This window comes from Pseudolactococcus hodotermopsidis, from assembly GCF_011170085.1.
Taxonomy (GTDB): Bacteria; Bacillota; Bacilli; order Lactobacillales; family Streptococcaceae; genus Pseudolactococcus; species Pseudolactococcus hodotermopsidis.
This window is the reverse complement of the sequence record NZ_BLLI01000005.1, coordinates 1-25,374: the sequence shown is the minus strand read 5'-3', so window position 1 is coordinate 25,374 and position 25,374 is coordinate 1. Positions and strand designations below refer to the sequence as shown.

Genomic DNA, 25,374 nt, shown 5'->3' with positions numbered 1-25,374 from the left:
AGTTTGAAAATATCAGTACCCGCAACATCTGCTAATCTCGGACCAGGATTCGATTCTGTTGGACTTGCGGTATCGCTTTATTTGACAATTGAGGTGCTGGCACAATCGGATGTTTGGCATATTCATCATGATTTGGGTGCAGAAGTGCCTTGCGACGAACGAAATCTGCTCCTTGAAACGGCATTAGAAGTGTGTGCCGACCTCACGCCTCATCAACTTAAAATGACGAGTGATATTCCACTAGCGCGCGGACTTGGGTCGTCAAGTTCGGTTATCGTAGCGGGAATTGAGCTTGCCAATCAGCTTGGGAATTTGCAGTTGACGCCGACTGAAAAATTGGCACTTGCGACGAAAATTGAGGGACATCCTGACAATGTGGCACCTGCGATTTTTGGTAATCTCGTCATTGCCAGTACGCGTGATGCCAAGACAAGCCATGTTGTGGCGCAAATGCCAGAAACTGGTTTACTTGCTTTTATTCCCGATTATGAGCTGAAAACGAGCGATTCGCGCAAGGTGCTACCAAGTGAGTTTGCTTATAAAACAGCCGTAGCTGCCAGTTCTGTGGCAAATGTTGCCATTGCAGCGCTTTTAACAGGCAATATGTTGCTTGCGGGACAAATGATTGAAGAAGATTTATTCCATGAAAATTATCGTGGCAGTCTAGTGCCAGAATTTGCGAAAATTCGTGAGATTGGGCATGCTGAACAAGCATTTGCGACCTATTTATCAGGTGCTGGGCCGACGATTATGGTCATGGTAGCAGTGGCTAAACTGGTGAATTTGAAAGCTAAAATTCAAGCTGAAAATTTTTCAGGCAAATTGCTAGAATTACATGTTGACACAGTCGGTGTCAATGTTGTGAAATAGTTGCTTATTGAGTGAAAGCCTTTAAAATGGTATTATGAGAACATGAAATCGAGTGCCAATATATGGTAAGATATTATAAAAGAAAAAATAATAGCGGAGCAATAAATTGTTAGACGAACAAAAAACAGTACGGGAATATCAACAATTGCAGATTGATAATTTTAGAAAGAAATTAGGCAATTAAAATATTCAACTGGTTTATCTTGTCGTAAAGACTCAAAAACGATTGAAAATTTCAAAGAACGTTTTTGTCAATAAAAATGTTGTTTGTAGAGATTTGCGCTGATAAAATTAGCTAAAATATGGTAAAATAATAGTATTGTACGAAAATGTACAAGCTATTTTTTAATATGAAATGAGCTTAAAATGATAACTAAAAATGAAATTATTAAGAAAATACCAGAGATTTTGATCAAATTTGATGAACCTTTGGCAAATTATACCTTTACAAAAGTTGGTGGTAAGGCTGATTTTCTAGCTTTTCCTGAAGATAAAAAACAGTTACAAACAATAGTCAAGTTGGCAAATGCGACTCAGACCCCTTTTCTTGTTCTCGGAAATGCTAGCAATTTGATTGTACGTGACGGCGGGATTCGTGGTTTTGTTATCTTACTTGAAAAGATGAACGCCATTCACACGGACGGCTATGAAATTGAGGCTGAAGCAGGTGCAAATTTGATTGAGACGACACAGATTGCACTTGAAAATTCGCTGACTGGTTTTGAGTTCGCCTGTGGTATTCCTGGCTCTGTCGGTGGCGCTGTTTTTATGAACGCTGGTGCTTATGGTGGTGAGATGGCAACGATTCTATCAAGCGTGCAAGTCATGGATAAAAATGGCAAGATATTTACGATTTCTGCTAATGAGTTGCAGTTTGGTTATCGCCGATCGCTCTTACAGACTGCGCATTATATCGCACTTTCGGCAAAATTTGCTCTGTCCAATGGCGATTATCAACTTATCAAGGCTGAAATGGCACGTCTGACGCATTTGCGAGAATTGAAACAACCACTTGATTATCCGAGTTGTGGCTCAGTTTTCAAGCGACCAGTTGGGCAGTTTGCTGGTCAGCTGATCCAAGAATCTGGCGCGCAAGGATACCAAATCGGTGGCGTGCAAGTGTCTGAAAAACATGCGGGTTTTATGGTGAATCGTGGCAATGGGACGGCGAGTGATTATGAGAAGTTAATTGCTTATGTGATTGCGCAGGTTAAAAAAACTTCGGGAATTACGCTTGAGCCTGAGGTTCGGATTTTGGGGGAAGAAAAAATTGACAACTAATCCAATCATCCAATTCAAAAACGTCAAAAAAATCTTTGACGACAACGGTCAAGTCGTCCTAAACGACATCAATTTCGAGCTGGAATCGGGGAAATTTTATACGTTACTCGGGGCGTCGGGTTCTGGGAAATCAACGATTCTTAATATTATTGCGGGGCTTATGGATGCGACGAGTGGCGATATTTTTCTTGACGGCGAGCGTATCAATGATGTGCCGATTAACAAGCGAGATGTGCATACGGTTTTCCAAAATTATGCGCTTTTGCCACACAAAAATGTTTTTGACAATATTGCTTTTCCTTTGAAAATTCGGAAAATCAGTAAGGCTGAAATTGACAGACGTGTTTTAGAGGCGCTGAAAATGGTGCGGTTGACTGGTTTTGAACATCGGCGGATTCAGAAATTGTCTGGCGGTCAGCGCCAACGTGTTGCCATTGCCCGTGCCATTGTCAATCGGCCTAAGGTTGTCCTTTTGGATGAGCCTTTAAGTGCTCTCGACTTGAAATTGCGCACGGAGATGCAGTATGAACTGCGCGCATTGCAGCAAAAACTTGGGATAACTTTTGTTTTTGTTACGCATGATCAAGAGGAGGCGCTTGCCATGAGTGACTGGATTTTTGTTATCAATGAGGGCGAAATTGTCCAGTCTGGCACGCCTGTTGACATCTATGATGAGCCAATCAATCGCTTTGTGGCAACGTTTATTGGCGAGTCCAACATTGTTACGGGGATTATGCTGGATGATTATCTGGTTGAGTTTAATGGTAAGCAGTTTGAGGCGGTTGACGGCGGTATGAAGAAGAATGAGCCGGTTGAAGTGGTGATTCGTCCCGAAGATTTGCAGTTGACTTTGCCAGACGAGGGCAAACTGGTTGTCAAGGTGACGACACAGCTTTTTCGTGGGGTGCATTATGAGATTATTGCTGTTGATGAGCTGGGTCAAGAATGGATGATTCACTCGACGCGCCAAGCGATTGTTGGCGAGGTGATTGGTTTGAATTTTGAGCCTGAGGACATTCACATCATGCGACTTAATGAGACAGAGGCTGAATTTGATGCGCGGATTGAGGAGTATGTTGAGGATGAGGTCGCTGAGGCAGGGATTATCAATGCGATTCGCGAAGAAGAGGTTGACCAAGAAGTTTAATACTATTCTTAGAAAGGTAAAACCATGAAAAAATACATTGAATTACCTGAAGAGATAGCCCGCCAACTCACAGAAGAAGTTGCTGGCAAGGAAAATGCGCTGATTCTTGAAACGCGGGATGATAAATTTGTTATCAAACTGACCGATAATGTGTCGGGGAGTCGGCAAAATTTTTCTCTCCACAGACTTTTAATTCCGAGCCTTTTATCGTGGTTTGCTGCTTTGATTGCCTTTATCATGACAAAACAAGAGCAGATTATTTTGACAGGCGATGAAATTGTAACCGTTGGGAATGTTACGCTTGCTTTTGGTGCTGTGACTGGTTTTTTCTCTTTTCTGGTGGCTTATATCAAGTCGCAACACATCAAGCTCAAACGTCATTGGTTGACTAAATTACGTGAAACTTTGACGCTTACAGTGACTTATACACTTGTTATTTTGGCGATTGCGGCAATTATTTTCTATGTCATGCGCCACACGTTTAACGGTGTTAGCTTTGACCCAGTAACAGCCTCGCTTTTTGTCCTAGTTTTTTCGGCAATTATGAATTATTTTATGATTTCAGCTGCTGTTTCTGTGCGAGTGTCTGACCTGATAAATATGCTTTTTACGACTTCGATTGGCGGTATTTTCCTTGCTATGGCGATGAATAGTCAAAAGGATTGGTGGCAGATAAATTTCAGTTTTTTAGGAACGGCTAGGGCAACAGATAACTGGCAATTTAACTTCACGTTGGTTTTTTCGGCGCTGATTTTGCTGACGATTACGGATTATCTTTTTTCCGAGTTTTCTCGCAGTAGCTATTATACGGCTAAGGCTCGTGTGGTGCGCTTTTTCTACTATCTGCTAGCGCTTTTGATTGCCTGCGTTGGCATTTTTCCAGCTAATATCGGCTCATGGACACGCCTTGTCCATAACTGGGCAGCTTATGGGATTGTCATGTCTATTGGCGTTTTGATTCTTTTGTTAAAATGGCTGCTACCCGATATTTCTAAGGAATTTATGATTGTTTCGGCGGTAACAATGGGACTGTTGATATTAGCAGCGATTCTCTTTAAGGGGGTTCATTATTTGTCGCTTACTTTTTTTGAGATTATCTCTTTTGCTATCGCTTTCGTTTGGCTTGTTATGCTGATTAACACAATGCAAGAAATGACTCAGGCTGATCATCGTTGGCATGTTAAATTGATTGAAAAAACGGAAAAAAATGATGACTAAAAAAAATAAATTTTATGCCGCGCCTTATTGGCTCTGGCTTTTCCTCTTTGTGATTGCGCCGATTATCTTGCTGATTTACAAATCTTTTTTTGATATTGACGGTCGGGCGACTTTGGGTAATTATACGACTTATTTTACCAGCTGGACTTATCTGAAAATGTCGGTCAATTCCGTGATTTATGCGGGCATTATCACAGTCGCAACGCTGATTATCAGTTATCCGACGGCTTATTTTCTGACCAAACTCAAGCATAAGCAACTTTGGCTGATGCTGATTATTTTGCCGACGTGGATTAATCTTTTGCTCAAGGCCTATGCTTTTATCGGCATTTTCGGGCAAAATGGTGCGGTTAATGGTTTTCTGAATTTCATGGGAATTGGCTCGCAGCAGATTCTCTTTACCGATTTCTCTTTCATTTTCGTTGCGGCTTATATCGAGATTCCTTTTATGGTGCTACCCATTTTTAACGCTATTGATGAGATTGATGACAATTTGATTAATGCTGGTTACGATTTGGGCGCAACGCGCCGTCAGAGTTTTACTCAGATTATCTTTCCTCTGTCTATGAATGGCGTGAGAGCGGGCGTTCAGGCAGTTTTCATTCCTAGTCTGAGTCTCTTTATGCTAACGCGCTTGATTGGTGGCAATCGCGTGATTACGCTTGGCACAGCGATAGAAGAACATTTTCTCGTCACGCAAAATTGGGGCATGGGTGCAACCATTGGTATGGTTTTGATTGTGACAATGTTTGTGGTCATGTTCTTGACACGGGAGCGAGGTGATAAGCTATGAAACGTCAATTCAAATTTGAAAATCTATATTTGATAGCCGTCTTTGCACTGTTATATCTGCCGATTTTTTATCTCATTTTCTATGCTTTTAATGCAAATGGAAATATGACTGCTTTTACAGGTTTTACTTTCGAGTATTTTCAAGATTTATTTGCTGATAAACGGCTGATTCTGATTGTCGTACAAACTTTTTTACTAGCATTTCTTTCAGCATTTTTGGCAACGATTATTGGAACATTTGGTGCAATTTATATCAATCAAGCTAGGAAAAAACCGCAAAATGTGATTTTGTCTTTAAATAACGTTTTGCTTGTTTCGCCAGATGTGATGATTGGTGCAAGTTTCTTGATATTGCTGACCTCAATCGGTTTTAAACTCGGTTTTACCTCTGTTTTACTAGCGCATATTGCTTTTTCGATTCCCATTGTTGTGCTAATGGTTTTGCCACGTTTGCAAGAAATGGATGCTGATATGGTCAATGCGGCTTATGATTTGGGTGCAACACATCGTCAAGCTATGTCAGAGGTTATTTTGCCTTTTTTGACACCTGGGATTATTGCAGGATTTTTTATGGCATTTACTTATTCGCTGGACGATTTTGCCGTGACTTTCTTTGTTACAGGCAATGGTTTTTCGACTTTATCCGTCGAAATCTATTCTCGGGCGCGACAAGGCATTTCGCTTGAAATCAACGCTTTGAGCGCACTTGTTTTTATCCTCTCAATTTTGCTTGTTATTGGCTATTATATGATTATGAGGTCTGCTGATGAAAAATAAATTCACGCAAAAAATTATCGTGATAACCGTTGTACTAGTGGCTGTGGCTGGCGTTTTTGGCTTTTTTAAATGGCGCAACGATGAAAATGGTGCTGACGACATTGAAAAGATTGTTTGGCAAAATGGTACTTATGTTTATGACGATGCAGCTATGCTGACGGATACGACTGAAAATGTTGTGAATAGTGAGCTGAATAGGCTTGATGTGACTGATGTGGCGCAGGTTATCGTCTTGACTGTGCCAACACTGAAAGACCACACGATTGAAGATTATGCTAATACGGTTTTCGAGAAAACTGGAATTGGTGGTAATAGTGATAAAGGTTTGCTTGTTTTAATTGCTAAGCAAGAAAAACGTGTCTGGATTGAGGTTGGTGATGGGCTTGAGGGCGAGCTTAATGACGGCAAAGTTGGTAGAATTTTGGACGATGATTTTGTACCTTATCGTGATAAAAATGATTATGATACGGCAATTTCAAAGACAATTACGGCGATTTCAGGTGTTTTGACGGGGCAATTGCAAGTGTCTGGTGCGCAAACGTCAACTCAAAATTCAGGTGTTAATAAACCTGAGGAGGGAAATGATAGTTTTGCGGGTCTTATTCTGCTTGTTGTCATCATTATCGGTGTCATTTTAGCGGTTGCGACAGGGCATGGCGACATTATATTGTGGTTGATTATGACCTTACTCAACAATCGTGGCGGTGGTCGTGGTTCTGGTGGCTCATCGTCGCGTAAGAGTGGTCGCGGTTTTGGCAGTGGCTCATCTTCTGGTGGCGGTGCTGGGCGTTAATTTATGGTATAATGACAATGTGTGTTCATTTTTTGATTTGAATGCGCTAATATATAGAAAAGAGAATAAAATGAATTTTATCAAAAAAAATGGTCTTGTGGTTGGTCTTGTTGCCGTTCTTGCGCTTGTAATTGTAGCATTTTTTGGTCTTGGAAATGGTATTGCGAAACAAGAAAATAATGTGGATGAGGCTTATGCCAACATTGATACGCAGCTACAACGGCGCAACGATTTGATTCCGAATTTGGTTGAGGTCGTAAAAGGTTATGCGAATCATGAGGATAAAATCTTTGAAGAGATTGCTAATGCGCAAAATGCGATGAAACAGGCAAGTACGGTTTCTGAAACAGCGACAGCAAACAGCCAATTGACTTCTGCTTATCGTGCGATGGTTGCTTTGCAAGTTTCTTATCCTGACATTAAGGCTGACAAGCAATTTATCCAGTTATCAGATGAAATCGCTGGTACTGAAAATCGGATAGCGGTTGCGCGAACGAGATATAACAAGGTTGTCAAAACCTATAATACGAAAATCTCAATGTTTCCAAGCTCAATCGTGGCAAGTATGAAAGGTGCTGATAAGGCAGAATATTTCACTGCTGATGAATCGGCAAAAAATGCACCAAAAGTTAATTTTGAGACGGATGATTCTGATAAATAATGAAAAGATTAGTGTATTTTATGGGCGGCGTTCTAGCTATTATTGCTGTGCTTGGGGTGTTCTCCGTCAAATTGTCCGCGGATAGCGGCACATCAAGTCTCACTAATCAGCTTACCATTTACAATTGGGGCGATTATATTGACGAAGAATTGCTCAAAAAGTTTGAAAAAGAGACGGGATATAAGGTCAGTTATGTGACCTTTGACTCGAACGAAGCCATGTATACCAAGGTTAAGCAAGGTGGGACGACTTATGACATCGCGATTCCAAGCGAGTACATGATTGACAAGATGATTTCGGAGAATTTGTTGGTCAAGCTTGATAAGTCGAAGATTAAGGGCTTGGCTAATATTGACAGTCGTTTTCTTGATCTTGATTTTGATGCTGAAAATAACTATTCGATTCCTTATTTTTGGGGAACAGTCGGCATTGTTTACAATGATAAATTTGTCAAAAATGCGCCTGAGCATTGGAATGATTTGTGGTCGGAGACTTATCGAAATAATCTGATGTTGATTGACGGTGCGCGTGAGATTATCGGCATGGCGCTAAATGCCGAAAACAACTCGCTCAACTCGACTGATATGGGGCAGCTCAACTTGGCTTATAAACATTTGAAGTTGCTGTCACCTAACGTCAAGGCGATTGTTGCTGACGAAATCAAGCAGTACATGATTAACAACGAGGCAGCGGCAGCGGTAACTTTTTCTGGCGAGGCGGCAGAAATGGTCGATGAAAACGAACATCTGCATTATATAGTACCGAGCGAAGGCTCGAATCTCTGGTTTGACAATATCGTGATACCCAAAACAGCCAAAAATTACGAGGCGGCATATGCTTTCATTAACTTCATGTTAGACCCTGAAAATGCAGCGCAAAATGCTGAATACGTTGGCTATGCGACCCCCAACCGCAAAGCTGAAAGCTTGTTGCCTGACGAGATTAAAAATGATAAGCAATTTTATCCAGATGAGGCGGTAATTGCGCATTTGGAAGTTTATAAAAATCTCGGACCCGAATATTTGGGGATTTATAATGACTTATTTTTACAATTCAAAATGTATCGGAAATAATTTTCTGATGTTTTAGTGAGGAGAAAAATGACTTTCAAAAAATTGGATAATTTCCGTGATTTTGGTGGATACGAGACGACATCTGGTCGTCAGGTAAAGTCTCGCATTTTATACCGCAGTGATGCACTCTCTAAGCTTTATCCAGCAGAGGCAGACAGCTTGCGGGATGATTTTGGGATAAAGACGATTATTGATTTTCGCAGCGATTTTGAGCGGGCGACTGAGCCCGATCCTGAGATAGGTGGTGTTGCTTACCATGCGCTTGCACCCAAAGCCGAGCTTGCTGAGTATGCGAGTGAGTCTCGCGACTTAAAAAACGCCGTGCGCAAGTCATCGGTTGAGCTGATTCAAGCGGGTAAAACGGAGAAGTTCATGACTGTTAGGCAAGATATGCTTGACATGATGAAAACTTTTGTGACAGATGCGGGCAACCGTGCTATTTATCGGCAAATGCTGGAAGTTTATCTCAATGCGGACAATTACGGGATTATTCAGCATTGTCGTGGCGGAAAAGACCGAACAGGCTTTGGGGTTGCGATAATTCTGGGTATTTTAGGTGTGCCTAAAGAAACGATTTTGGCAGATTTTCTGCTCACAAATATTTATAATGCTGATATGGTAACGGCGAAAATGGCGGATTATCGTGATGTGACCAGTGATTCGGTTTTGTTGGCTAATTTGTATGATATGCTGACGGTCAAAAAGGATAATCTTGAGGTAGCTTATGATGAAATGTTGCGTTTGTATGGTGGATTTGATGAATTTGTTTCGGAAGGCTTGAAATTTAGTTTGACTGAACAGGAGAAGTTGCGGAAGAATTTGTTGGTTTGATCATTTTTCATATGTAAAACTGAGTGAAACAACTCAGTTTTTTTAATGCGCAGACTTGTCACCTCAAAAGATGTGTTATAATGAGATATGACTAATTTTAATAAAAATGATATTTTTGAAGTGGACGTGATTGATTTGACTCATGAGGGTGCTGGTGTTGTCAAAATTGACGGTTATCCATTTTTTGTCGAGAATGCCTTGCCTAGCGAGCGAATCAAAATGCGTGTGCTGAAAACGGGAAAGAAGTTCGGATTTGGTAAGGTTGACACCTACTTGACGACTTCACCGCATCGCGTGACTGATATCAATCTTGATTATTTGCGGACTGGGATTGCTGATTTTGGACATCTTGATTATGGCGAGCAGCTGAAATTTAAACGTAAGCAGATTGTTGAGTTGCTGTCTAAAACAGCGCGTAAAGCTGATTTTCCTGTTGCTGAGACGATTCCTAGTCCAGATGTTACGAAATATCGCAATAAAGCTAGCATTCCTGTGCGTGCGGTTAATGGTGTGCTAGAAACTGGATTTTTCCGCAAACATTCGCATGCGCTCGTTCCTGTTGAAGATTTTTTCATTCAGCAACCTGAGATTGATGAAGTTGTCGTTTTTGCGCGTGATTTGCTACGAAAATGCGGTCTCAAGGCTTATAATGAAGTTGAAAATACTGGTTTTATGCGAAATATTGTCGTTCGCCGTGCGCATGCGACTGGTGAAATCATGGTTATTTTTGTGACGCGCAAGGTAGCATTTTTCAAAGTTGATAATGTTTTGAATGCACTGACGACACAATTTCCAGCCATAAAATCAATCATGCAGAATGTTAATACGACCACTGGCAATGCCATTTTTGGTAGTGATTGGCAGGTGTTATATGGGCAAGATTTCATCACGGATGTTATGCTCGGTCACAAATATGAGATTTCTGCGCCATCATTTTACCAAGTCAACACGAAAGCGGCTGAAATTCTTTACACCAAAGCGATTGAATTTGCAGACTTGCAGCCTAGCGACATTGTCATCGATGCCTACTCGGGCATTGGAACGATTGGGCTGTCGCTCGCTCAGCAAGTTGCGCACGTTTATGGTGTCGAGGTCGTTGCGACTGCGGTTGAAAATGCTAGGAGAAATGCTGAAGTGAATGCTATCACAAATGCAACGTATGTGACAGGAAAAGCCGAGACTGTCATGGCTGACTGGCTTTCTGAGGGGATAAAACCCGATGTGATTGTCGTTGACCCACCACGCAAAGGACTTGATGAGGCTTTTATCAAGTCGGCAGTTCATGTGGGCGCACGCAGTATTGTCTATATCTCGTGTAATGCAGCCACATTTGCGCGTGACGTCGTGCGATTTGAAGAACTGGGATATGCGCTTGAGAAGGTGCAGCCTGTTGATTTGTTTCCGCAGACACATCACGTTGAGTTGGTAGCATTGCTACAACGGGTAAAATAGGGCTTGAACCCTTTATTTACAAGACTTATTGGGCTTTCTGGACTTGTGTCTAGAGAGCCTTTTTAAGTGTTTGAAATGGCGATATGATGCGATTTTTAGGGTAACCGCTGAGTGTGCGGGTTGGTTACAGCGGTCGAAGGGCTGTTGAGTTAGTGGCTTGGATACTTTTTTGTGCTTTTAGGTTGTCACTCCAAAATAGATGTCATAGAACACATCATATTGGGAAAATAATAAAAACTCTCCGCTAAATAATGTGCAGGAGAGTCCATAAATAGTTATTGAAGATTAGCTAAACACCGCATTACTATGTCTGTATCTTGATTTTCTAATTCTTGAATAACATGAAGATATGTGTTTTGCGTAGTACTCATGCTAGAGTGACCAAGTCGCCTTGATACGCTGGCGATTGAGACGCCAGCAAAAAGAAGCAATGAAGCGTGTGTATGTCGCAAACCATGGATTGAAATAATGGTAATGCCTAGAGATTTGCAGTGACGAGCCAGAATGCCATTAGGTGTTGAATTGTAAATTTTTTGCCCTTCTCTTACGAAGATAGGTTGGTCGATAGGTCTATCCTTAATTAGCCCTACAAACTGAATAGCGGTCATCCAATCAAGCGACACTTTTCTAACGGAAGATTTGTTCTTAGTAGGTTGAAATCCACCATTTTTTTTGTAATCCCAAGTTTTGTTGATAGAGATGGTCTGTCTAGCAAAATCGAAATCGCTAGGTGTAAGACCGAGTGCTTCAGAAAAACGGAGCCCAGTTTTTGCGATTAATAAGATAAGCCAGTCCCAATTTATCTCTTCTTTTAGATTTAAATGGCTAATTAAAGATTGTAATTCAAACTGGTTGAGAAATTTGCTTTTCTTTGGGCGTGGTGGTTTTCCTTTGATGATTGCACGTCGGGTGGGATCTCGATCGATGAGCCCTTCGTCAACGGCATCCAAGATAGCTGCTTTGACGTGATGGTGAAAATCCATCGTTGTTATTCGTTCATGGAATTGGGAATAGTCGTTTAGTAGTCCTTGATAGGATAAACGTGTTACCTCACAAAGCTTAAGATTCGGCACAAGTTGTTGCAACCAATGATGGCTCATTTGATATTTCGTCATGGTTACATCTCGGATTGCGCCGACTTTGTAGGTTGCTACCCATTTTTTGAAGTAGGTGTGTAAAAATTCTTGGTTGTTCATGTAATTCATTCCTTTCTTATAAACTATCCATTATTATAAACTATTCATTATTATAAACATACTTACGCTGATGAAGGGTAATAAGATTGTCGAGTTGTTTGAAAAAGATGCCGATTTTCGTTTGTTCTTCATAACTAGGTGTCTTAATCTTCAAATCAGATAGTATTTTCTTATTTAGCCCTCCACGAGTTCCATCGCCAGATGATGACATTCGAAGTTCGTCGTATCTATTACCCAAGTTCTGAAATACAAACTCATAATATAATGTTTCGTCGGGTTCGATTGCTGCGATTGACTGATTTGTTGTAAGCTGAACCTCGTTAACAGCGACTATTCCACGAGTTTTACCTTGACCCGCTAACGCAATCAAAATTGAATTTTCTTTCACCCATCTTGCACTTGAATTATCCAAACCTACTTTTGAAATCATGTCATTGGTACCAGTTAATCTTTTTTTATTAACTTCCCCTGAAGACATCCAAGGTATTTCTTTTGGCTCCCAATATTCGGGCTTCTGAGTGCTAGGTGTTCCACCCGCAAGAATATTTGAATGGTCACCTAACTTCCGCTGTTCCCAAGCGTCAGTAAAAAAAGATGATTTAGATGGTATTATTTCTTGATGTTTCGTGATATAATATAATGGTATTTGTAGTTTTATAGAAGGAGCTGACTAGATGATACCGATTTGCTATAATAAGCTTTGGAAAATTCTTATTGATAAAGGGATGAACAAAACTCAGTTGAAGGACGAAGCAAATATCAGCACGAATATCATTGCAAAGATGGGACGAGATGAAACTGTGTCGTTAGAAACATTGGTGAAAATCTGTTTAGTCTTGGAAGTTGATATTGGAGATATTATAGAAATTAAGAAATCAGAAGAAAAGTAACAATTGGAGGAAAGCAATAGCTATGAACAAACAGCAATTAGCATCAAAAATATGGGCTTCAGCAAATGAAATGCGTTCAAAAATTGAGGCCAACGAATATAAGGATTATATTTTAGGATTTGTTTTTTATAAATTCCTTTCAGATAAGGAAGTCCGTTTTTTAAAGGAAAATGATTACGATGAAGAGGACATCAAAAATTTAACCGAAGAAGATGAAGAACAGGTGAAATTTATCCAACAAAATATTGGTTATTTCATTTCATATGATAATTTGTTTTCTACATGGATTGAAAAAGGGATAGACTTTAATGTATCTGATGTACATGATGCATTATCTGCTTTTAGTCGTTTGATTAATTCAAGCCATAAGAAGGTTTTTGATGGAATTTTTACTACTTTAGAAACTGGATTAACCAAGTTAGGTGATTCTGCTGCTTCACAAACCAAAGCAATAAGTAGTTTGATTCAACTTATTAAGGTAATTCCAATGAATGGTAAACAGGACTATGATGTTCTCGGTTTTATTTATGAATACCTAATCAGTATGTTTGCCGCAAATGCTGGTAAAAAGGCGGGAGAGTTCTATACGCCTCATGAAGTCTCATTATTGATGTCAGAAATTGTTGCAAATCACGTTAAGGATCGTGATGAAATAAAAATTTATGATCCAACGAGTGGCTCGGGTTCATTACTAATTAATATTGGTCAATCTGTTGCTAAACATATTAATGATGAAAACAATATTAAGTATTACGCGCAAGAGTTGAAAGGGAATACTTATAATTTGACTCGTATGAATCTAGTGATGCGTGGGGTTTTACCTGATAATATTATGACTAGAAATGGCGATACCTTAGAAGAAGATTGGCCATTCTTTGATGATAATGATCCAGTAAATACTTATGACCCTTTATATGTGGATGCCGTTGTTTCAAATCCACCGTATTCTCAAAAATGGGACCCTTCAAATAAAGACAATGATCCACGTTATGCAGAATACGGTCTTGCGCCTAAAACAAAAGCAGATTACGCTTTCCTGCTTCATGATTTATTTCATATTAAATCAAATGGTATCATGACGATCGTTTTGCCTCATGGCGTTCTGTTTCGTGGTGGGGAAGAAGGAGAAATTCGGAAAAATCTAATTGAAAAAGATAAAATTGATGCAATTATTGGCCTCCCAGCAAATATTTTCTTTGGTACTAGCATCCCGACTATTATTCTGGTTCTCAAACAACAACGAGAAAATGATGATGTACTGATCGTTGATGCTTCAAAAGGCTTTATCAAAGAAGGGAAAAATAATAAATTACAAGCATCCGACATTAAAAAAATCGTCGATACGGTTATAAATAGAGAAAAGATTGAAAAATATTCACGAGTGGTAACTAAAAATGAAATTCGAGAAAATGACTACAATTTAAATATTCCACGGTATATTGATTCAGCTGAAGCAAATGAATCATGGGATATTTATGCGACCATGTTTGGTGGCATACCAAAATCTGAAATTAATCGTCTTAACGGATATTGGGAAGCATTTCCTAACTTAAAACAAGCTTTATTTGAAGACAATGGCTCGCCTTATGTAACAGTTAAAGTTGATAACGTGAAACAAGCTATTCTTGCAAATAAACAAGTGAAATCTTTTACATCAAATTATAAAAATGCGTTTAAAGGGTTGCGGGAATACCTAGTTCTAGAACTTATTGATGAGTCAACCAAAGTGAAAATACCACAAGAAGAAACAAGGTTAAGTCATTATATTTTCGATAGCTTGAATGGGACACCGTTAGTTGATAAATATCAAGCATATCAAGTGCTAGATGACGAATGGCAAATTATATCTATTGATCTTGAAATGATTCAAACAGAAGGTTTTGGGGCTGTGAAAAAAGTTGATGAAAACATCGTCATTAAGAAGAAAGATGGAAAAGATACTGAAGTTCAAGACGGTTTTATTGGACATATCTTACCTTTTGACTTAGTTCAGAAATCTCTTTTATCTGAAGAGTTATTGAAATTGACCGAGAAACAAAATCGTTTGTTGGAAATTGTCAATGAATACAGTGAAATCATTGAATCATTTAGTGAAGAAGAAAAAGATTCAAGCATTCTAAACGATTCAAACGACGCATTTGTGACTGCAGAGGTGAATAAGCAAATTAAAGAAATTTATTCAGAAGTGTCTAATCTTGAAATTGATGGACTTAATGCTTATAGTCGTTTATTAGATGCAAAGGCTAAAAAGGCAGAACAACTAGATTTTATTGCGCAACATACCGAAGTTGCATGGCATCATATTGAATCCAAAAAAGATAAGACCTATGCAAAAGCAAAAGTTAATGCCTATCTGAAACAACTGCAAGCAAAATTCTCTTTCCCCGAGGATAGCTTTGAGGCTAAAGTTGTAATAGTTTCAGACTTAATGGCTGAAGAAAAGCGAATAAAAGCAGAAGTGAAAAAAGCAGATAACGAACTTCATTTAAAAACAAAGGTGGTTATTGAATCACTGTCAGATGATGAAGCAAGCGCATTATTATCACAAAAGTGGATTTCACCTATTGTTAATGGCATTAGCGAGTTGCCAGATACTGTTTTGAATAAATTAGTTAGCGAAATTGCAGAGCTTACCGATAAATATGCCGTAACATATGCGGATGTTACGGATGAATTAGTAAAAGTCGAACAGTCATTGATTCAGATGATTGGAGAACTTGATGGATCTGACTTTGATATAAAAGGACTTAGCGAATTTCAATCGCTGATTAAAGGTGAGTAGTATGGAAGAAAAAAAGAAAATTCCAGAGATTCGTTTCAAAGAATTTAATGGAGAAAATGCTACTGCTTGGGAACAGCGGAAGTTGGGTGAGTTCGTTGATGTGACAACGGGAAAGTTGGATGCAAATGCAATGGTCGAAGACGGCAAATTTGATTTTTATACATCAGGTATAAAGAAGTATAGAATCGACATTCCTGCATTTGAAGGCCCTGCAATAACCATAGCGGGCAATGGGGCAACGGTTGGATATATGCACTTGGCGGATGGCAAATTCAACGCATACCAACGTACATACGTCTTAACAGGTTTTCGCGCCGATAGGAGTTTCTTATATTCAGAAATCGGAAATAGACTTCCACGCAAAATATCAGAAGAAGCAAGAACGGGGAATATTCCTTACATCGTTATGGATATGTTAACCGAGTTGGACATCAATATCCCATTGAACATTGATGAACAGAAACGCGTTGGCGTGTTCTTTGCCGACCTCGACAACCTCATCGCCCTTCATCAGCGTAAGTATGAAAAGACTGTTAATATAAAAAAAGCTATGCTTGAAAAAATGTTCCCGAAAAAAGGAGAAAAATTTCCCGAAGTTCGCTTTGATGGGTTTACTGACGCTTGGGAACAGCGGAAGTTAGGTGACCATTCAAATATTCTTGCGGGTGGAACACCTAGCACTCAGAAGCCCGAATATTGGGAGCCAAAAGAAATACCTTGGATGTCTTCAGGGGAAGTTAATAAAAAAAGATTAACTGGTACCAATGACATGATTTCAAAAGTAGGTTTGGATAATTCAAGTGCAAGATGGGTGAAAGAAAATTCAATTTTGATTGCGTTAGCGGGTCAAGGTAAAACTCGTGGAATAGTCGCTGTTAACGAGGTTCAGCTTACAACAAATCAGTCAATCGCAGCAATCGAACCCGACGAAACATTATATTATGAGTTTGTATTTCAGAACTTGGGTAATAGATACGACGAACTTCGAATGTCATCATCTGGCGATGGAACTCGTGGAGGGCTAAATAAGAAAATACTATCTGATTTGAAGATTAAGACACCTAGTTATGAAGAACAAACGAAAATCGGCATCTTTTTCAAACAACTCGACAATCTTATTACCCTTCATCAGCGTGAGCTTGATAAGTTAAAAAATATCAAAAAAGCTATGCTTGAAAAAATGTTTATTTAGGAGACAAAAATAATGACAACTTTTACAAAAGAATCTGATTTTGAAGAAGCTTTAATCAACCTCCTATTTACCAAAGGCTGGGAGAGAAAAGTACTAAAAAATCCGACAGAACAAGAATTAATCGATAATTGGGCGAAAATTTTATATGACAATAATAAAGAGCTAGACCGTTTAAATGGTCAGCCTTTAACATCGGGTGAAATGGCACAAATTATTGAACAAATCAATAATTTACGCACACCGTTAAAATTAAACAGTTTCATTAACGGGAAGACCATTTCGATAAAACGAGATAATTCAGAAGATATACTTCATTTTGGGAAAGAAGTAAGTCTAAAGATTTATGATCGTCGTGAGATAGCAGCTGGACAGAGCAGATATCAAATTGCGCAACAGCCTAAGTTTCCAACGAAGTCTAAAATCCTTAATAATCGCCGAGGAGATGTCATGCTTCTGATTAACGGAATGCCTGTATTCCATATTGAATTAAAAAGAAGCGGTATTCCTGTAAGCCAAGCATCTAATCAAATCGAGAAATATGCGGGCGAAGGAATCTTTACAGGGCTATTCTCTTTAGTTCAGATATTTGTTGCGATGGAACCTAATGAAACAAAATATTTCGCAAATCCAGGACCAGATAACAAGTTTAACCCAGACTATTATTTCCACTGGGAAGACTTTAACAATGAAATTGTAAAAAATTGGAAAGACATTGCAGCGAGTTTGCTTTCGATTCCGATGGCTCATCAATTGATTGGTTTTTACACTGTCGCAGATGATACGGATGGCATTTTAAAAGTCATGCGTAGTTATCAATATTATGCAGCAAATGCTATTTCTGATAAGGTTTCTAAAACTCAATGGGATGAGAAAAATCAACGTGGTGGCTATATTTGGCACACAACTGGTTCTGGAAAAACCATGACAAGTTTCAAATCGGCACAGCTTATTGCAAACTCACAAGATGCGGATAAAGTCATTTTTTTGATGGATAGAATTGAGCTTGGCACACAATCACTGCGAGAATATCGTGGATTTGCTGATGAAAATGAATCTGTTCAAGCTACTGAAAATACCGCAGTGCTAAAAACGAAACTTAAAAGTTCAAATCCAGCTGATACGTTGCTTGTGACGTCGATTCAAAAAATGAGTAATATTAAAGATGATGAGGGGGGGATGAATGCCAAAGATATTGAAAATATGAATAAAAAACGAATGGCGTTTATTATAGATGAAGCTCATCGTTCTACTTTTGGAGATATGCTGTTAACGATAAAAAGAACATTTCCAGAGGCCATCTTTTTCGGATTTACTGGGACGCCAATAAAAGATGAAAATGAACGAAAACATAACACTACCTCAGATGTGTTTGGTGACGAGTTACATCGATACACAATTGCTGATGGCATTAGGGATAAAAACGTTCTTGGTTTTGACCCTTGTAAAGTATCAACTTTCAAAGATAACGAAGTTCGTAAAGTTGTGGCAATTCACGAAGCAAAAGCAACAAATGAAGAAGAAGCGATTAGCGACCCCGCCAAATCTGAAGTGTTTTATAAATTTATGGATAAAATAAAAATGGCAGGCTTCAAAGATGATAAAGGTATTTATCACAAGGGAATAGAAGATTATTTACCAAAAACGCAATATCCTGGTTTAAAAAAATTATATATAGATCCAACAAAAATTAATGTGGGTAGCGAACATCAAAAAAAAGTGGTCGAAGATATTGTTAATAATTGGATGACTTTGAGCCGAGCGGGGAAATTTCATGCTATTTTTGCAACTAGCAGTATTCCAGAAGCTATTAAATATTATCGGTTATTAAAAATTGCAAAACCTGACTTAAAAACGACCGCATTATTTGATTCAACCATTGATAATGGTGGTGACGTTGCTTATAAAGAAGATGGTCTTGTTGAAATTATTGAAGATTACAATAAGAGATATGGGCAAAGTTTTGAAATTGGCACTCACGGAAAATTCAAACAAGATATTTCTCATCGCTTGGCACACAAGTTTCAATATAAATTTATTGAACGTGAACCAAAAAAACAAATTGACTTATTAATTGTTGTGGACCAAATGCTTACAGGGTTTGACTCAAAATGGATAAATACCCTTTATTTAGACAAATTGATGAAGTATGAAAATATTATTCAAGCTTTTTCTCGAACGAATCGTTTGTTTGGAAAAGAAAAGCCACATGGCACCATCCGTTATTATCGAAAACCAAATACTATGGAGAAAAACGTCGATGCGGCACTCAAATTATATTCAGGCGATAAACCTATTGATTTATTTGTGGACAAGTTAGAAAAGAACTTAACTAAGATGAATCAAATTTACCATGAAATTAAAGAGGTGTTTGAAAATGCTGGTGTCGAAAATTTTGAAAACTTACCTAATGAACAGGAAGAAAAAGCGAAATTTGCCAGTCTGTTTAAAGATTTTAATGATCTTTTAGAAGCGGCAGAGGTTCAAGGATTTACTTGGGAACAATTAACATATGAGTTTTCTCATGGTTCTGGGAAACCGAAAACGAGTGTTACTTTAGAAATAGATAAGAAAACCTATTTGATTCTCGTCTTGCGGTATAAAGAATTAACGCGTCCAGGTGGTGGAGGTGGACCTAGTGGGGACGATATTCCGTTTGATTTGGATGGATATATTAATGAAATTGATACTGGTCTAATTGATGCAGATTATATGAATTCTAGATTTTCTAAGTATTTGAAAGTTATCGGTTCTGAAGAGGCACAAAGAGCATTGGATGAACTACACAAAACTTTTGCAACTTTGTCGCAAGAAGAACAGAAATATGCCAATATTTTCTTGCACGATATTCAAAGTGGCGCTGAGACACCAGATGCCAGTAAAACATTACGAGATTATATCAATGAGTACCAAGCAAAATCTCAAAATGATCAGATTCACAACATATCCACTGCGTTGGGTATTGACGAAAAAAAGCTTCGTAATTTGATGAATTTGAGAGTTACTGAAGGTAATATCAATGAATTTGGACGTTTTGACGATTTAATAAATACAGTTGATAAAGAGAAAGCTAGAAAGTTTATTGAAAAGTTAGAAGGAGAAAAAATTAAACCTTTTCAGGTGAACATGAAAGTAAATGAATTGCTTAGAAAATTTATACTCGAAGATGGATTTGAAATTTAATTTTTTTTACTATCTTCATCCGAACTGACCCCGCAGGAAATATCAAAGCTGATAAAGAAAAGTCCACGGAGAAGATTGACGGTGCGATTGCGACTATTATGGCACTTGATAGAGCAATTAGATGTGGCAATGATAACGGCGCAAGTGTCTATGATGATAGAGGGCTATTTGTGATTTAAAAAAGCTTACTATTGTTCCGTTAATTCGTTCCATGTTATTCCGATAAGTTGCTATTGTTCCGATAAAAGGTTATAATTAGTGAAAGATTGGAGGAATACCATGTATATTACCGTGAAACAAGCCGCCGAGAAGTGGGGGATTTCTGATAGAAGAGTTAGGATTCTTTGTGCTGAAGGAAAAATAGTTGGTGCAATTCAACTTGGACGTGCTTGGAAGATTCCTCATGATGTTGTAAAACCTTCTGATGGTAGGTACAAGTCAGAAGAGAATCAATTGAAAAAGATTGATGAAAAAAAACGTGAACTTGATTCCAAACGTCCACTAACTTCAGGGGAATTAGAGAGGTTGACGGAAGAATTTATTGTAGAATATACTTATAATTCTAATGCGATTGAAGGGAATACCTTAACGCTTCGTGAAACAGATATGGTTTTACGTGGTCTCACTATTGATAAGAAACCGTTAAAAGACCATATGGAGGCGATTGGTCATAAAGAAGCATTTGAATTTGTTAGCAGTTTAGTGAAGGAAAATGCACCAATTTCTGAAAGTATCATCAAGCAAATTCATTATCTTGTTTTGGCCGATAAGAAAGAAGATAGAGGTATCTATCGAAAAGTTCCTGTACGCATTATGGGAGCAGCACATGAACCTGTTCAACCTTATATGATTGCACCAAGTATGGAGCAGTTAATGAAAAAATATCATGAGAGTGACGAACATGTTATTCCTCGGTTGGCACGATTTCATATTGAATTTGAAAGCATACATCCATTTATTGATGGGAATGGTAGAACAGGTCGATTGCTAGTCAACCTAGAGTTGATGAAAGCAGGGTTTCCGCCAATTGATATTAAGTTTACTGATAGGGTCAATTATTATACAGCTTTTGATGACTATCATGTTAAACACAATCTAGCAGCTATGGAGAAATTATTTGCAGGATATGTAGATGAGAGACTAGAGTCATATTTGACAATGCTTTCCGACTAATATATCGTAAATTGAATTGAGATAAAATCAAAAATTATTATTAAGTATCTATCAAGTCGATAGGTACTTTTCTTATGTCCAAAATCAGAAAGGAGGTTGATGTGTATGGGAATACTTACAGGTTTATTCAAATCAAGAGACAAACCAAGCGATAGCACTGTTGGAAGTAGCTATCATTTTTTAATGGGAGGAACAACAGCTGGCAAACCTGTTACAGAACGAAGTGCTATGCAGATGACCGCAGTTCATTCATGTGTGAGAATTTTATCTGAGGCGGTCGCAAGTCTGCCACTTCAGCTATATAAACAAACTGAAACGAGTAAGGAAAAAGCGATTAATCACCCTTTGTATTTGCTTTTATACTCAATTCGATAAAAAAGCGAAACGCACGATATACTGTAAGTATGACCTATGATAAAACAATCCAAAAGAGAATTTTGGCTTATGCCGATAGTGAAGCTATTGAAAGCGTTCTTTATTTTTAACGAATTGAGTATAGTAAAATAAAGATAGATACGCTTACATTTTCGTGTAAGCAAAGATTCCAAAAATAGGAGACTGATGCAATTAAAAGTGGTGTCCCTGATGAACAAGTTCGCAAGGCGATTAAACGTGGTATTTGTAAAGTCAATTATGCGACTGACTTGCAAGATGAAAAAGTCATTAATCCTAAAAAATACGGAGAATATGGCATGAAAGAAGTCTATGGCTTGGTTTCATCTAAGATTAAAGTTGTTGGCAGTGATGATAAAGCCTAAGTCATCTAATTTGAATGTGTTCCCAAACAAAAACTCCCAAATTCTCTGAAAAGAATCTGGGAGTTTTCATCTTTAATCCAAAATCAGCTTATTTCGCCAATTTTTTAGCGAGACGTGATTTATCACGGTTAGCTTTATTTTTATGGATTAAACCTTTGGAATGAGCTTTGTCGATTGCAGCAGATGCAGCGACATACAATGCTTGCGCATCATCAGAGCCAGCAGCAACGGCAGTTTCAAATTTTTTGATTTGAGTGCGCAAAGCTGTTTTTTGAGCAGAATTACGTTGGTTTTGAACAACGTTCAACTCAGCACGTTTGATGGCAGATTTAATGTTAGCCATGTTTGTTCTCCTTATTTTAAGATAGATATTGCAATAAACACAATACCTAATAAGTATAACATGAAAATAAACAAAATGCAAACGTTATTTTGTGGTATAATTGGTATAGATAATTTATTTTGAAAGGTTTCTTATGTCATTCCAATTTGGACGATTTCGTCTCGGACTTCGGACGATAAAAACAGCGCTTGCAATTTTTATCATTCTCATTTTCACACATCTTTTTCATCGGGGGCAGTCTGCCGCTATGATTGCGGGTGTTGCTGCGATAATTGCTATTCGAGAGTCTTATACAGCGACACTTCACGCCTCTAAAGCGCGTTTTATTGGCTCGGCTTTGGGTGGCTTTCTTGCCGTTGTTTACTACTTTCTCTATATCCTGAGTCACCATAACTTTGCTGTTCAAGTGATTTTGCTGCCGTTCTTTGTGCTTATCAACATTGTCATCATGGACGGTTTCGACCTTCATCCAGGTCTTGTTGGCGCAAACGCAACGCTTTTGATTATCGCGCTAACGATAACTGAAACCGACTACGTGATTTATGCGGTCAATCGCGTACTGGATACATTTTCTGGGGTAATTGTTGCAACAGTACTGAACACAGCGCTCATCCACGATGCGCCGATAGATAAGATGATTAAAAAATCTGTAAAAAAAGAACAGGAAGAAAAAAAATGACAGCTATATATATCAAAATACATGATGAACTCAAACATCAAGTCGAAATGGGCATTTACGAAGTGGGGCAACGTTTGCCAAGCGAGCGCGAACTGGCAGAAGAGTTTGGTGTGTCGCGCATGACTTTACGTCAAGCTGTAACCAGCTTAGTCGAAGAGGGAATTTTAGTACGCCATGTTGGTTCTGGGACTTTTGTTGCTAGCGACCGTGTGCGTGAAAAAATGCGTGGCACAACCAGTTTCACAGATATTATCAAAAATCTCGGTAAAACGCCGACTTCAAAGGTACTCAGTTATCAAAAAACAGCAGCAAACGAAGTCGAATGCGATAAATTACAACTCAAAAAAGGTGCACAAATTATCCGAATGGAGCGCATTCGCTATGCAGATGACTTGCCGATTTGCTATGAAGTCGCAAGCATACCTTACCGTTTGATTGCTGATTTTGCCAAACACGACATTACCAATCATTTCTATGAAACTTTGGAAAATGCAGGCAAAAAAATTGGCAGAAGTGAGCAAGTGATTTCAGCGAAAATTGTCAACAAAGAAATTGCGACTTTTTTGTCAGTCAAGACTGGCGCTGCTATTTTGGCTTTGACACAAATTTCTTACTTTGCTAATAACGATGAAACACCATTCGAGTACGTTTTATCACAATATGTTGGCGAGCGTTTTGAATTTTATTTGGAGAGGTAAGCAACATGACACATTCTGAAAAAGTAGTCGAGCTACTGCATGCGGGTAAATTTGATGAAATGGCACTTGAATTAGACAAAGCGGTTGCGACTGACGGCATGGACTTGCTGACGGATTTGGCGGAATATCTATCAATGATGGGATTTATTTCTGAAAGTCGCAAAGTTTATGAGAAAATTTTGCAAGTTGATTCTCAAAATACTGACAGTTTACTCAATCTTGCTGAGATGAAATTCGACGACGGCGATCTTGACGGCGCGCTGGAACTTCTCTACAAGATTGAACCGACTGATGACAACTATGTTGCGGCTCTTGTGATGATTGCTGATTTATACCAAGCTGACGGTGTTTGGGAGGCTGCTCTCACTAAGCTCAATGAGGCGGCAAGTCTAACAGAGTCGCCATTAGTCACGTTCGCCATTGCTGAGCTTTATTATAATCAAGGGAAATGGCGTGAGGCAATCGAACATTTCGCAAAACTCAGCCAACGGCAGATATTAGAACTCACAAAAATTTCAACTTATCAGCGCATTGGCACGGCATATGCCTTGCTAGGTGAGTTTGAAAATGCTGAGAAATTCCTTGAAAAATCACTAGAACTTGATCATGATGACAACGTTTTATTTGAATTAGCGCAAGTCAATTTTGCAATTGGTGAATTTAGCCGTGCCATTAATTATTTCAAACAGTTAGACACGCTAGCGCCAGATTTTGATGGCTATGCCTATCCTTACGCACAAGCACTGGTAGAAGAAAATGACTTCGACAGCGCATTTGCAGTTGCTAAAACAGGCTTAGCGAAGAATCCGACTGATGTGCCGCTGATTCATCTGACCAGCCGAATCGCCTATGCCTTGCATGAATTAAAACAGGCTGAAAATTATCTGAGCCAAGCGCTTGATTTGCCCGATTTGCATGACGAAACCGTCTTTTTACTGACCAATCTCTACATGGAAGAAAACGATTTTGAGGCAGTGATTGGGCTTGAAACTTTGCTAGACGAGGAACACTCGCTTGCCCAGTGGAACATTGCTAAAGCTTATCAAGAGCTTGACAATGACGAAAAATCACTGCCAATTTATGATGAGATTAGCGGGAGCGTTTTAGCAGATAATCCAGAATTTTTACGAGATTATGCTCAAATTTTGCTTAGAAATGCTCGGAAAACCGATGCCAAAGCTGTCCTTGAAAAATATTTGACACTTGTACCAGATGATGAAAATTCACAAGCGCTTTTTAACGAGTTATAATCATGGCGGTTTTCCGCCTTTTTTGGTAAAATAATTTGTGAAGTAAATGTTTTAGGAGTAGTTACCTCCAACAGCTAAGCGATAAATCGTAAAGATACGTTGTATGTAACAAGCGCCTAAATTCTTTATGACTTCGTCGTTCAAACATTAAGGGAGTAGCTAACCCAACGCCTAAGCGGTAAACCACTAAGGCACGTTGTGCATAGCTAGGCCCTAAACTCTTCACGACTTCGTCGTTCAATCATTAAGGGAGTAGCTAACCCAACGCCTAAGCGGTAAACCGCTAAGGCACGTTGTGCATAGCTACTTCCCTAAACTCTTCACGACTTCGTCGTTCA

Annotated in this window: 24 protein-coding genes and 1 pseudogene; 22 read left to right on the top strand and 3 right to left on the bottom strand. The window is 38.8% G+C overall.

Annotated elements, in window-relative coordinates; genetic code table 11:
- The first annotated feature begins 3 nt into the window (after positions 1-3).
- The 11 genes from thrB to rlmD all read left to right on the top strand — a co-directional run bounded on the left by thrB (position 4) and on the right by rlmD (position 10,895).
- Positions 4-870 carry a homoserine kinase gene (gene thrB / locus Hs30E_RS01645; protein WP_172207531.1) on the top strand — a complete coding sequence of 289 codons (867 nt, stop codon included), beginning with the start codon at positions 4-6 and terminating at the stop codon, positions 868-870.
- 366 nt (positions 871-1,236) lie between these two features.
- The gene (gene murB / locus Hs30E_RS01640; protein WP_172207491.1) at positions 1,237-2,151 is read left to right on the top strand and encodes a UDP-N-acetylmuramate dehydrogenase; all 915 of its coding nucleotides are present in this window, start codon (positions 1,237-1,239) and stop codon (positions 2,149-2,151) included.
- Positions 2,141-3,298: an ABC transporter ATP-binding protein gene (locus Hs30E_RS01635; RefSeq protein ID WP_172207490.1), complete on the top strand. Its 1,158-nt coding sequence runs from the start codon at positions 2,141-2,143 to the stop codon at positions 3,296-3,298. Before murB ends, Hs30E_RS01635 begins: the two co-directional genes overlap by 11 nt.
- 24 nt (positions 3,299-3,322) lie before the next feature.
- Positions 3,323-4,516 (top strand): DUF998 domain-containing protein, encoded by a 1,194-nt coding sequence (locus Hs30E_RS01630; protein ID WP_172207488.1) that lies wholly within the window; start codon positions 3,323-3,325, stop codon positions 4,514-4,516.
- Entirely contained in the window at positions 4,509-5,309 is an 801-nt protein-coding gene (locus Hs30E_RS01625; protein WP_172207487.1) for an ABC transporter permease, read from the top strand. Before Hs30E_RS01630 ends, Hs30E_RS01625 begins: the two co-directional genes overlap by 8 nt.
- A complete protein-coding gene (locus Hs30E_RS01620; protein ID WP_172207486.1) occupies positions 5,306-6,085 on the top strand; it encodes an ABC transporter permease in 780 nt (259 codons plus the stop codon). The genes Hs30E_RS01625 and Hs30E_RS01620 overlap by 4 nt, the downstream gene beginning before the upstream one ends.
- A complete protein-coding gene (locus Hs30E_RS01615; protein WP_172207484.1) occupies positions 6,075-6,878 on the top strand; it encodes a TPM domain-containing protein in 804 nt (267 codons plus the stop codon). Before Hs30E_RS01620 ends, Hs30E_RS01615 begins: the two co-directional genes overlap by 11 nt.
- A gap of 70 nt (positions 6,879-6,948) precedes the next feature.
- On the top strand, positions 6,949-7,539 hold the full coding sequence (locus Hs30E_RS01610) for a LemA family protein (protein ID WP_172207483.1): 591 nt from the start codon (positions 6,949-6,951) through the stop codon (positions 7,537-7,539).
- On the top strand, positions 7,539-8,612 hold the full coding sequence (locus tag Hs30E_RS01605; protein WP_172207481.1) for an ABC transporter substrate-binding protein: 1,074 nt from the start codon (positions 7,539-7,541) through the stop codon (positions 8,610-8,612). The genes Hs30E_RS01610 and Hs30E_RS01605 overlap by 1 nt, the downstream gene beginning before the upstream one ends.
- Positions 8,613-8,639: 27 nt before the next feature.
- Entirely contained in the window at positions 8,640-9,443 is an 804-nt protein-coding gene (locus tag Hs30E_RS01600; protein WP_172207480.1) for a tyrosine-protein phosphatase, read from the top strand.
- Between the two features lie 87 nt (positions 9,444-9,530).
- Positions 9,531-10,895: a 23S rRNA (uracil(1939)-C(5))-methyltransferase RlmD gene (gene rlmD, locus Hs30E_RS01595; protein ID WP_172207479.1), complete on the top strand. Its 1,365-nt coding sequence runs from the start codon at positions 9,531-9,533 to the stop codon at positions 10,893-10,895.
- Between the two features lie 275 nt (positions 10,896-11,170).
- On the opposite strand, the gene Hs30E_RS01590 is transcribed toward rlmD, so the two are convergent.
- Together Hs30E_RS01590 and Hs30E_RS01585 are read right to left on the bottom strand one after the other, a co-directional pair.
- Entirely contained in the window at positions 11,171-12,100 is a 930-nt protein-coding gene (locus Hs30E_RS01590; RefSeq protein ID WP_172207478.1) for a site-specific integrase, read from the bottom strand.
- Between the two features lie 31 nt (positions 12,101-12,131).
- Entirely contained in the window at positions 12,132-12,701 is a 570-nt protein-coding gene (locus tag Hs30E_RS01585) for a restriction endonuclease subunit S (RefSeq protein ID WP_228461967.1), read from the bottom strand.
- A 67-nt stretch (positions 12,702-12,768) separates the two neighbouring features.
- On the opposite strand from Hs30E_RS01585, the gene Hs30E_RS01580 reads away from it, so the two are divergent.
- The 8 genes and pseudogenes from Hs30E_RS01580 to Hs30E_RS01545 all read left to right on the top strand — a co-directional run bounded on the left by Hs30E_RS01580 (position 12,769) and on the right by Hs30E_RS01545 (position 22,066).
- A complete protein-coding gene (locus Hs30E_RS01580) occupies positions 12,769-12,981 on the top strand; it encodes a helix-turn-helix domain-containing protein (RefSeq protein WP_228461966.1) in 213 nt (70 codons plus the stop codon).
- 22 nt (positions 12,982-13,003) lie between these two features.
- Positions 13,004-15,763, top strand: coding sequence for a type I restriction-modification system subunit M (locus tag Hs30E_RS01575; protein WP_172207475.1), 2,760 nt, complete (start codon positions 13,004-13,006; stop codon positions 15,761-15,763).
- Between the two features lies 1 nt (position 15,764).
- Positions 15,765-16,955, top strand: a complete 1,191-nt coding sequence (locus Hs30E_RS01570; protein WP_172207474.1) for a restriction endonuclease subunit S — start codon at positions 15,765-15,767, stop codon at positions 16,953-16,955.
- A 12-nt stretch (positions 16,956-16,967) separates the two neighbouring features.
- On the top strand, positions 16,968-20,135 hold the full coding sequence (locus Hs30E_RS01565; protein ID WP_172207473.1) for a type I restriction endonuclease subunit R: 3,168 nt from the start codon (positions 16,968-16,970) through the stop codon (positions 20,133-20,135).
- A gap of 11 nt (positions 20,136-20,146) precedes the next feature.
- Positions 20,147-20,314: pseudogene (locus tag Hs30E_RS01560) on the top strand (terminase large subunit); the annotation flags it as partial.
- A gap of 100 nt (positions 20,315-20,414) precedes the next feature.
- A complete protein-coding gene (locus Hs30E_RS01555) occupies positions 20,415-21,308 on the top strand; it encodes a Fic family protein (protein WP_172207472.1) in 894 nt (297 codons plus the stop codon).
- A 105-nt stretch (positions 21,309-21,413) separates the two neighbouring features.
- On the top strand, positions 21,414-21,683 hold the full coding sequence (locus Hs30E_RS01550; RefSeq protein WP_228461964.1) for an HK97 family portal protein: 270 nt from the start codon (positions 21,414-21,416) through the stop codon (positions 21,681-21,683).
- 191 nt (positions 21,684-21,874) lie between these two features.
- Positions 21,875-22,066 (top strand): class II fructose-bisphosphate aldolase, encoded by a 192-nt coding sequence (locus Hs30E_RS01545; protein ID WP_228461965.1) that lies wholly within the window; start codon positions 21,875-21,877, stop codon positions 22,064-22,066.
- 88 nt (positions 22,067-22,154) lie between these two features.
- Here the strand turns inward: Hs30E_RS01545 and rpsT are convergent, their stop codons facing one another.
- Positions 22,155-22,409 (bottom strand): 30S ribosomal protein S20, encoded by a 255-nt coding sequence (gene rpsT, locus Hs30E_RS01540; RefSeq protein WP_172207471.1) that lies wholly within the window; start codon positions 22,407-22,409, stop codon positions 22,155-22,157.
- Positions 22,410-22,542: 133 nt separating this feature from the next.
- Between rpsT and Hs30E_RS01535 the strand changes: the two genes are divergently transcribed.
- From Hs30E_RS01535 to Hs30E_RS01525, 3 genes are read left to right on the top strand one after another with little or no spacing between them, the layout of a single operon-like run.
- Complete coding sequence (locus Hs30E_RS01535) at positions 22,543-23,088, top strand: FUSC family protein (protein WP_172207470.1); 546 nt, start codon at positions 22,543-22,545, stop codon at positions 23,086-23,088.
- The gene (locus Hs30E_RS01530) at positions 23,085-23,786 is read left to right on the top strand and encodes a GntR family transcriptional regulator (protein ID WP_172207469.1); all 702 of its coding nucleotides are present in this window, start codon (positions 23,085-23,087) and stop codon (positions 23,784-23,786) included. Before Hs30E_RS01535 ends, Hs30E_RS01530 begins: the two co-directional genes overlap by 4 nt.
- Positions 23,787-23,791: 5 nt before the next feature.
- The gene (locus Hs30E_RS01525) at positions 23,792-25,036 is read left to right on the top strand and encodes a tetratricopeptide repeat protein (RefSeq protein ID WP_172207468.1); all 1,245 of its coding nucleotides are present in this window, start codon (positions 23,792-23,794) and stop codon (positions 25,034-25,036) included.
- Positions 25,037-25,374: the final 338 nt, after the last annotated feature.

Coding starts and splice junctions, on each gene's coding strand:
- murB (WP_172207491.1), top strand. CDS start 1,237: ATGATAACTAAAAATGAAATTATTAAGAAAATACCAGAGATTTTGATC.
- Hs30E_RS01630 (WP_172207488.1), top strand. CDS start 3,323: ATGAAAAAATACATTGAATTACCTGAAGAGATAGCCCGCCAACTCACA.
- Hs30E_RS01625 (WP_172207487.1), top strand. CDS start 4,509: ATGACTAAAAAAAATAAATTTTATGCCGCGCCTTATTGGCTCTGGCTT.
- Hs30E_RS01620 (WP_172207486.1), top strand. CDS start 5,306: ATGAAACGTCAATTCAAATTTGAAAATCTATATTTGATAGCCGTCTTT.
- Hs30E_RS01615 (WP_172207484.1), top strand. CDS start 6,075: ATGAAAAATAAATTCACGCAAAAAATTATCGTGATAACCGTTGTACTA.
- Hs30E_RS01610 (WP_172207483.1), top strand. CDS start 6,949: ATGAATTTTATCAAAAAAAATGGTCTTGTGGTTGGTCTTGTTGCCGTT.
- Hs30E_RS01605 (WP_172207481.1), top strand. CDS start 7,539: ATGAAAAGATTAGTGTATTTTATGGGCGGCGTTCTAGCTATTATTGCT.
- Hs30E_RS01600 (WP_172207480.1), top strand. CDS start 8,640: ATGACTTTCAAAAAATTGGATAATTTCCGTGATTTTGGTGGATACGAG.
- rlmD (WP_172207479.1), top strand. CDS start 9,531: ATGACTAATTTTAATAAAAATGATATTTTTGAAGTGGACGTGATTGAT.
- Hs30E_RS01590 (WP_172207478.1), bottom strand. CDS start 12,100: ATGAATTACATGAACAACCAAGAATTTTTACACACCTACTTCAAAAAA.
- Hs30E_RS01575 (WP_172207475.1), top strand. CDS start 13,004: ATGAACAAACAGCAATTAGCATCAAAAATATGGGCTTCAGCAAATGAA.
- Hs30E_RS01570 (WP_172207474.1), top strand. CDS start 15,765: ATGGAAGAAAAAAAGAAAATTCCAGAGATTCGTTTCAAAGAATTTAAT.
- Hs30E_RS01565 (WP_172207473.1), top strand. CDS start 16,968: ATGACAACTTTTACAAAAGAATCTGATTTTGAAGAAGCTTTAATCAAC.
- Hs30E_RS01555 (WP_172207472.1), top strand. CDS start 20,415: ATGTATATTACCGTGAAACAAGCCGCCGAGAAGTGGGGGATTTCTGAT.
- Hs30E_RS01550 (WP_228461964.1), top strand. CDS start 21,414: ATGGGAATACTTACAGGTTTATTCAAATCAAGAGACAAACCAAGCGAT.
- rpsT (WP_172207471.1), bottom strand. CDS start 22,409: ATGGCTAACATTAAATCTGCCATCAAACGTGCTGAGTTGAACGTTGTT.
- Hs30E_RS01535 (WP_172207470.1), top strand. CDS start 22,543: ATGTCATTCCAATTTGGACGATTTCGTCTCGGACTTCGGACGATAAAA.
- Hs30E_RS01530 (WP_172207469.1), top strand. CDS start 23,085: ATGACAGCTATATATATCAAAATACATGATGAACTCAAACATCAAGTC.
- Hs30E_RS01525 (WP_172207468.1), top strand. CDS start 23,792: ATGACACATTCTGAAAAAGTAGTCGAGCTACTGCATGCGGGTAAATTT.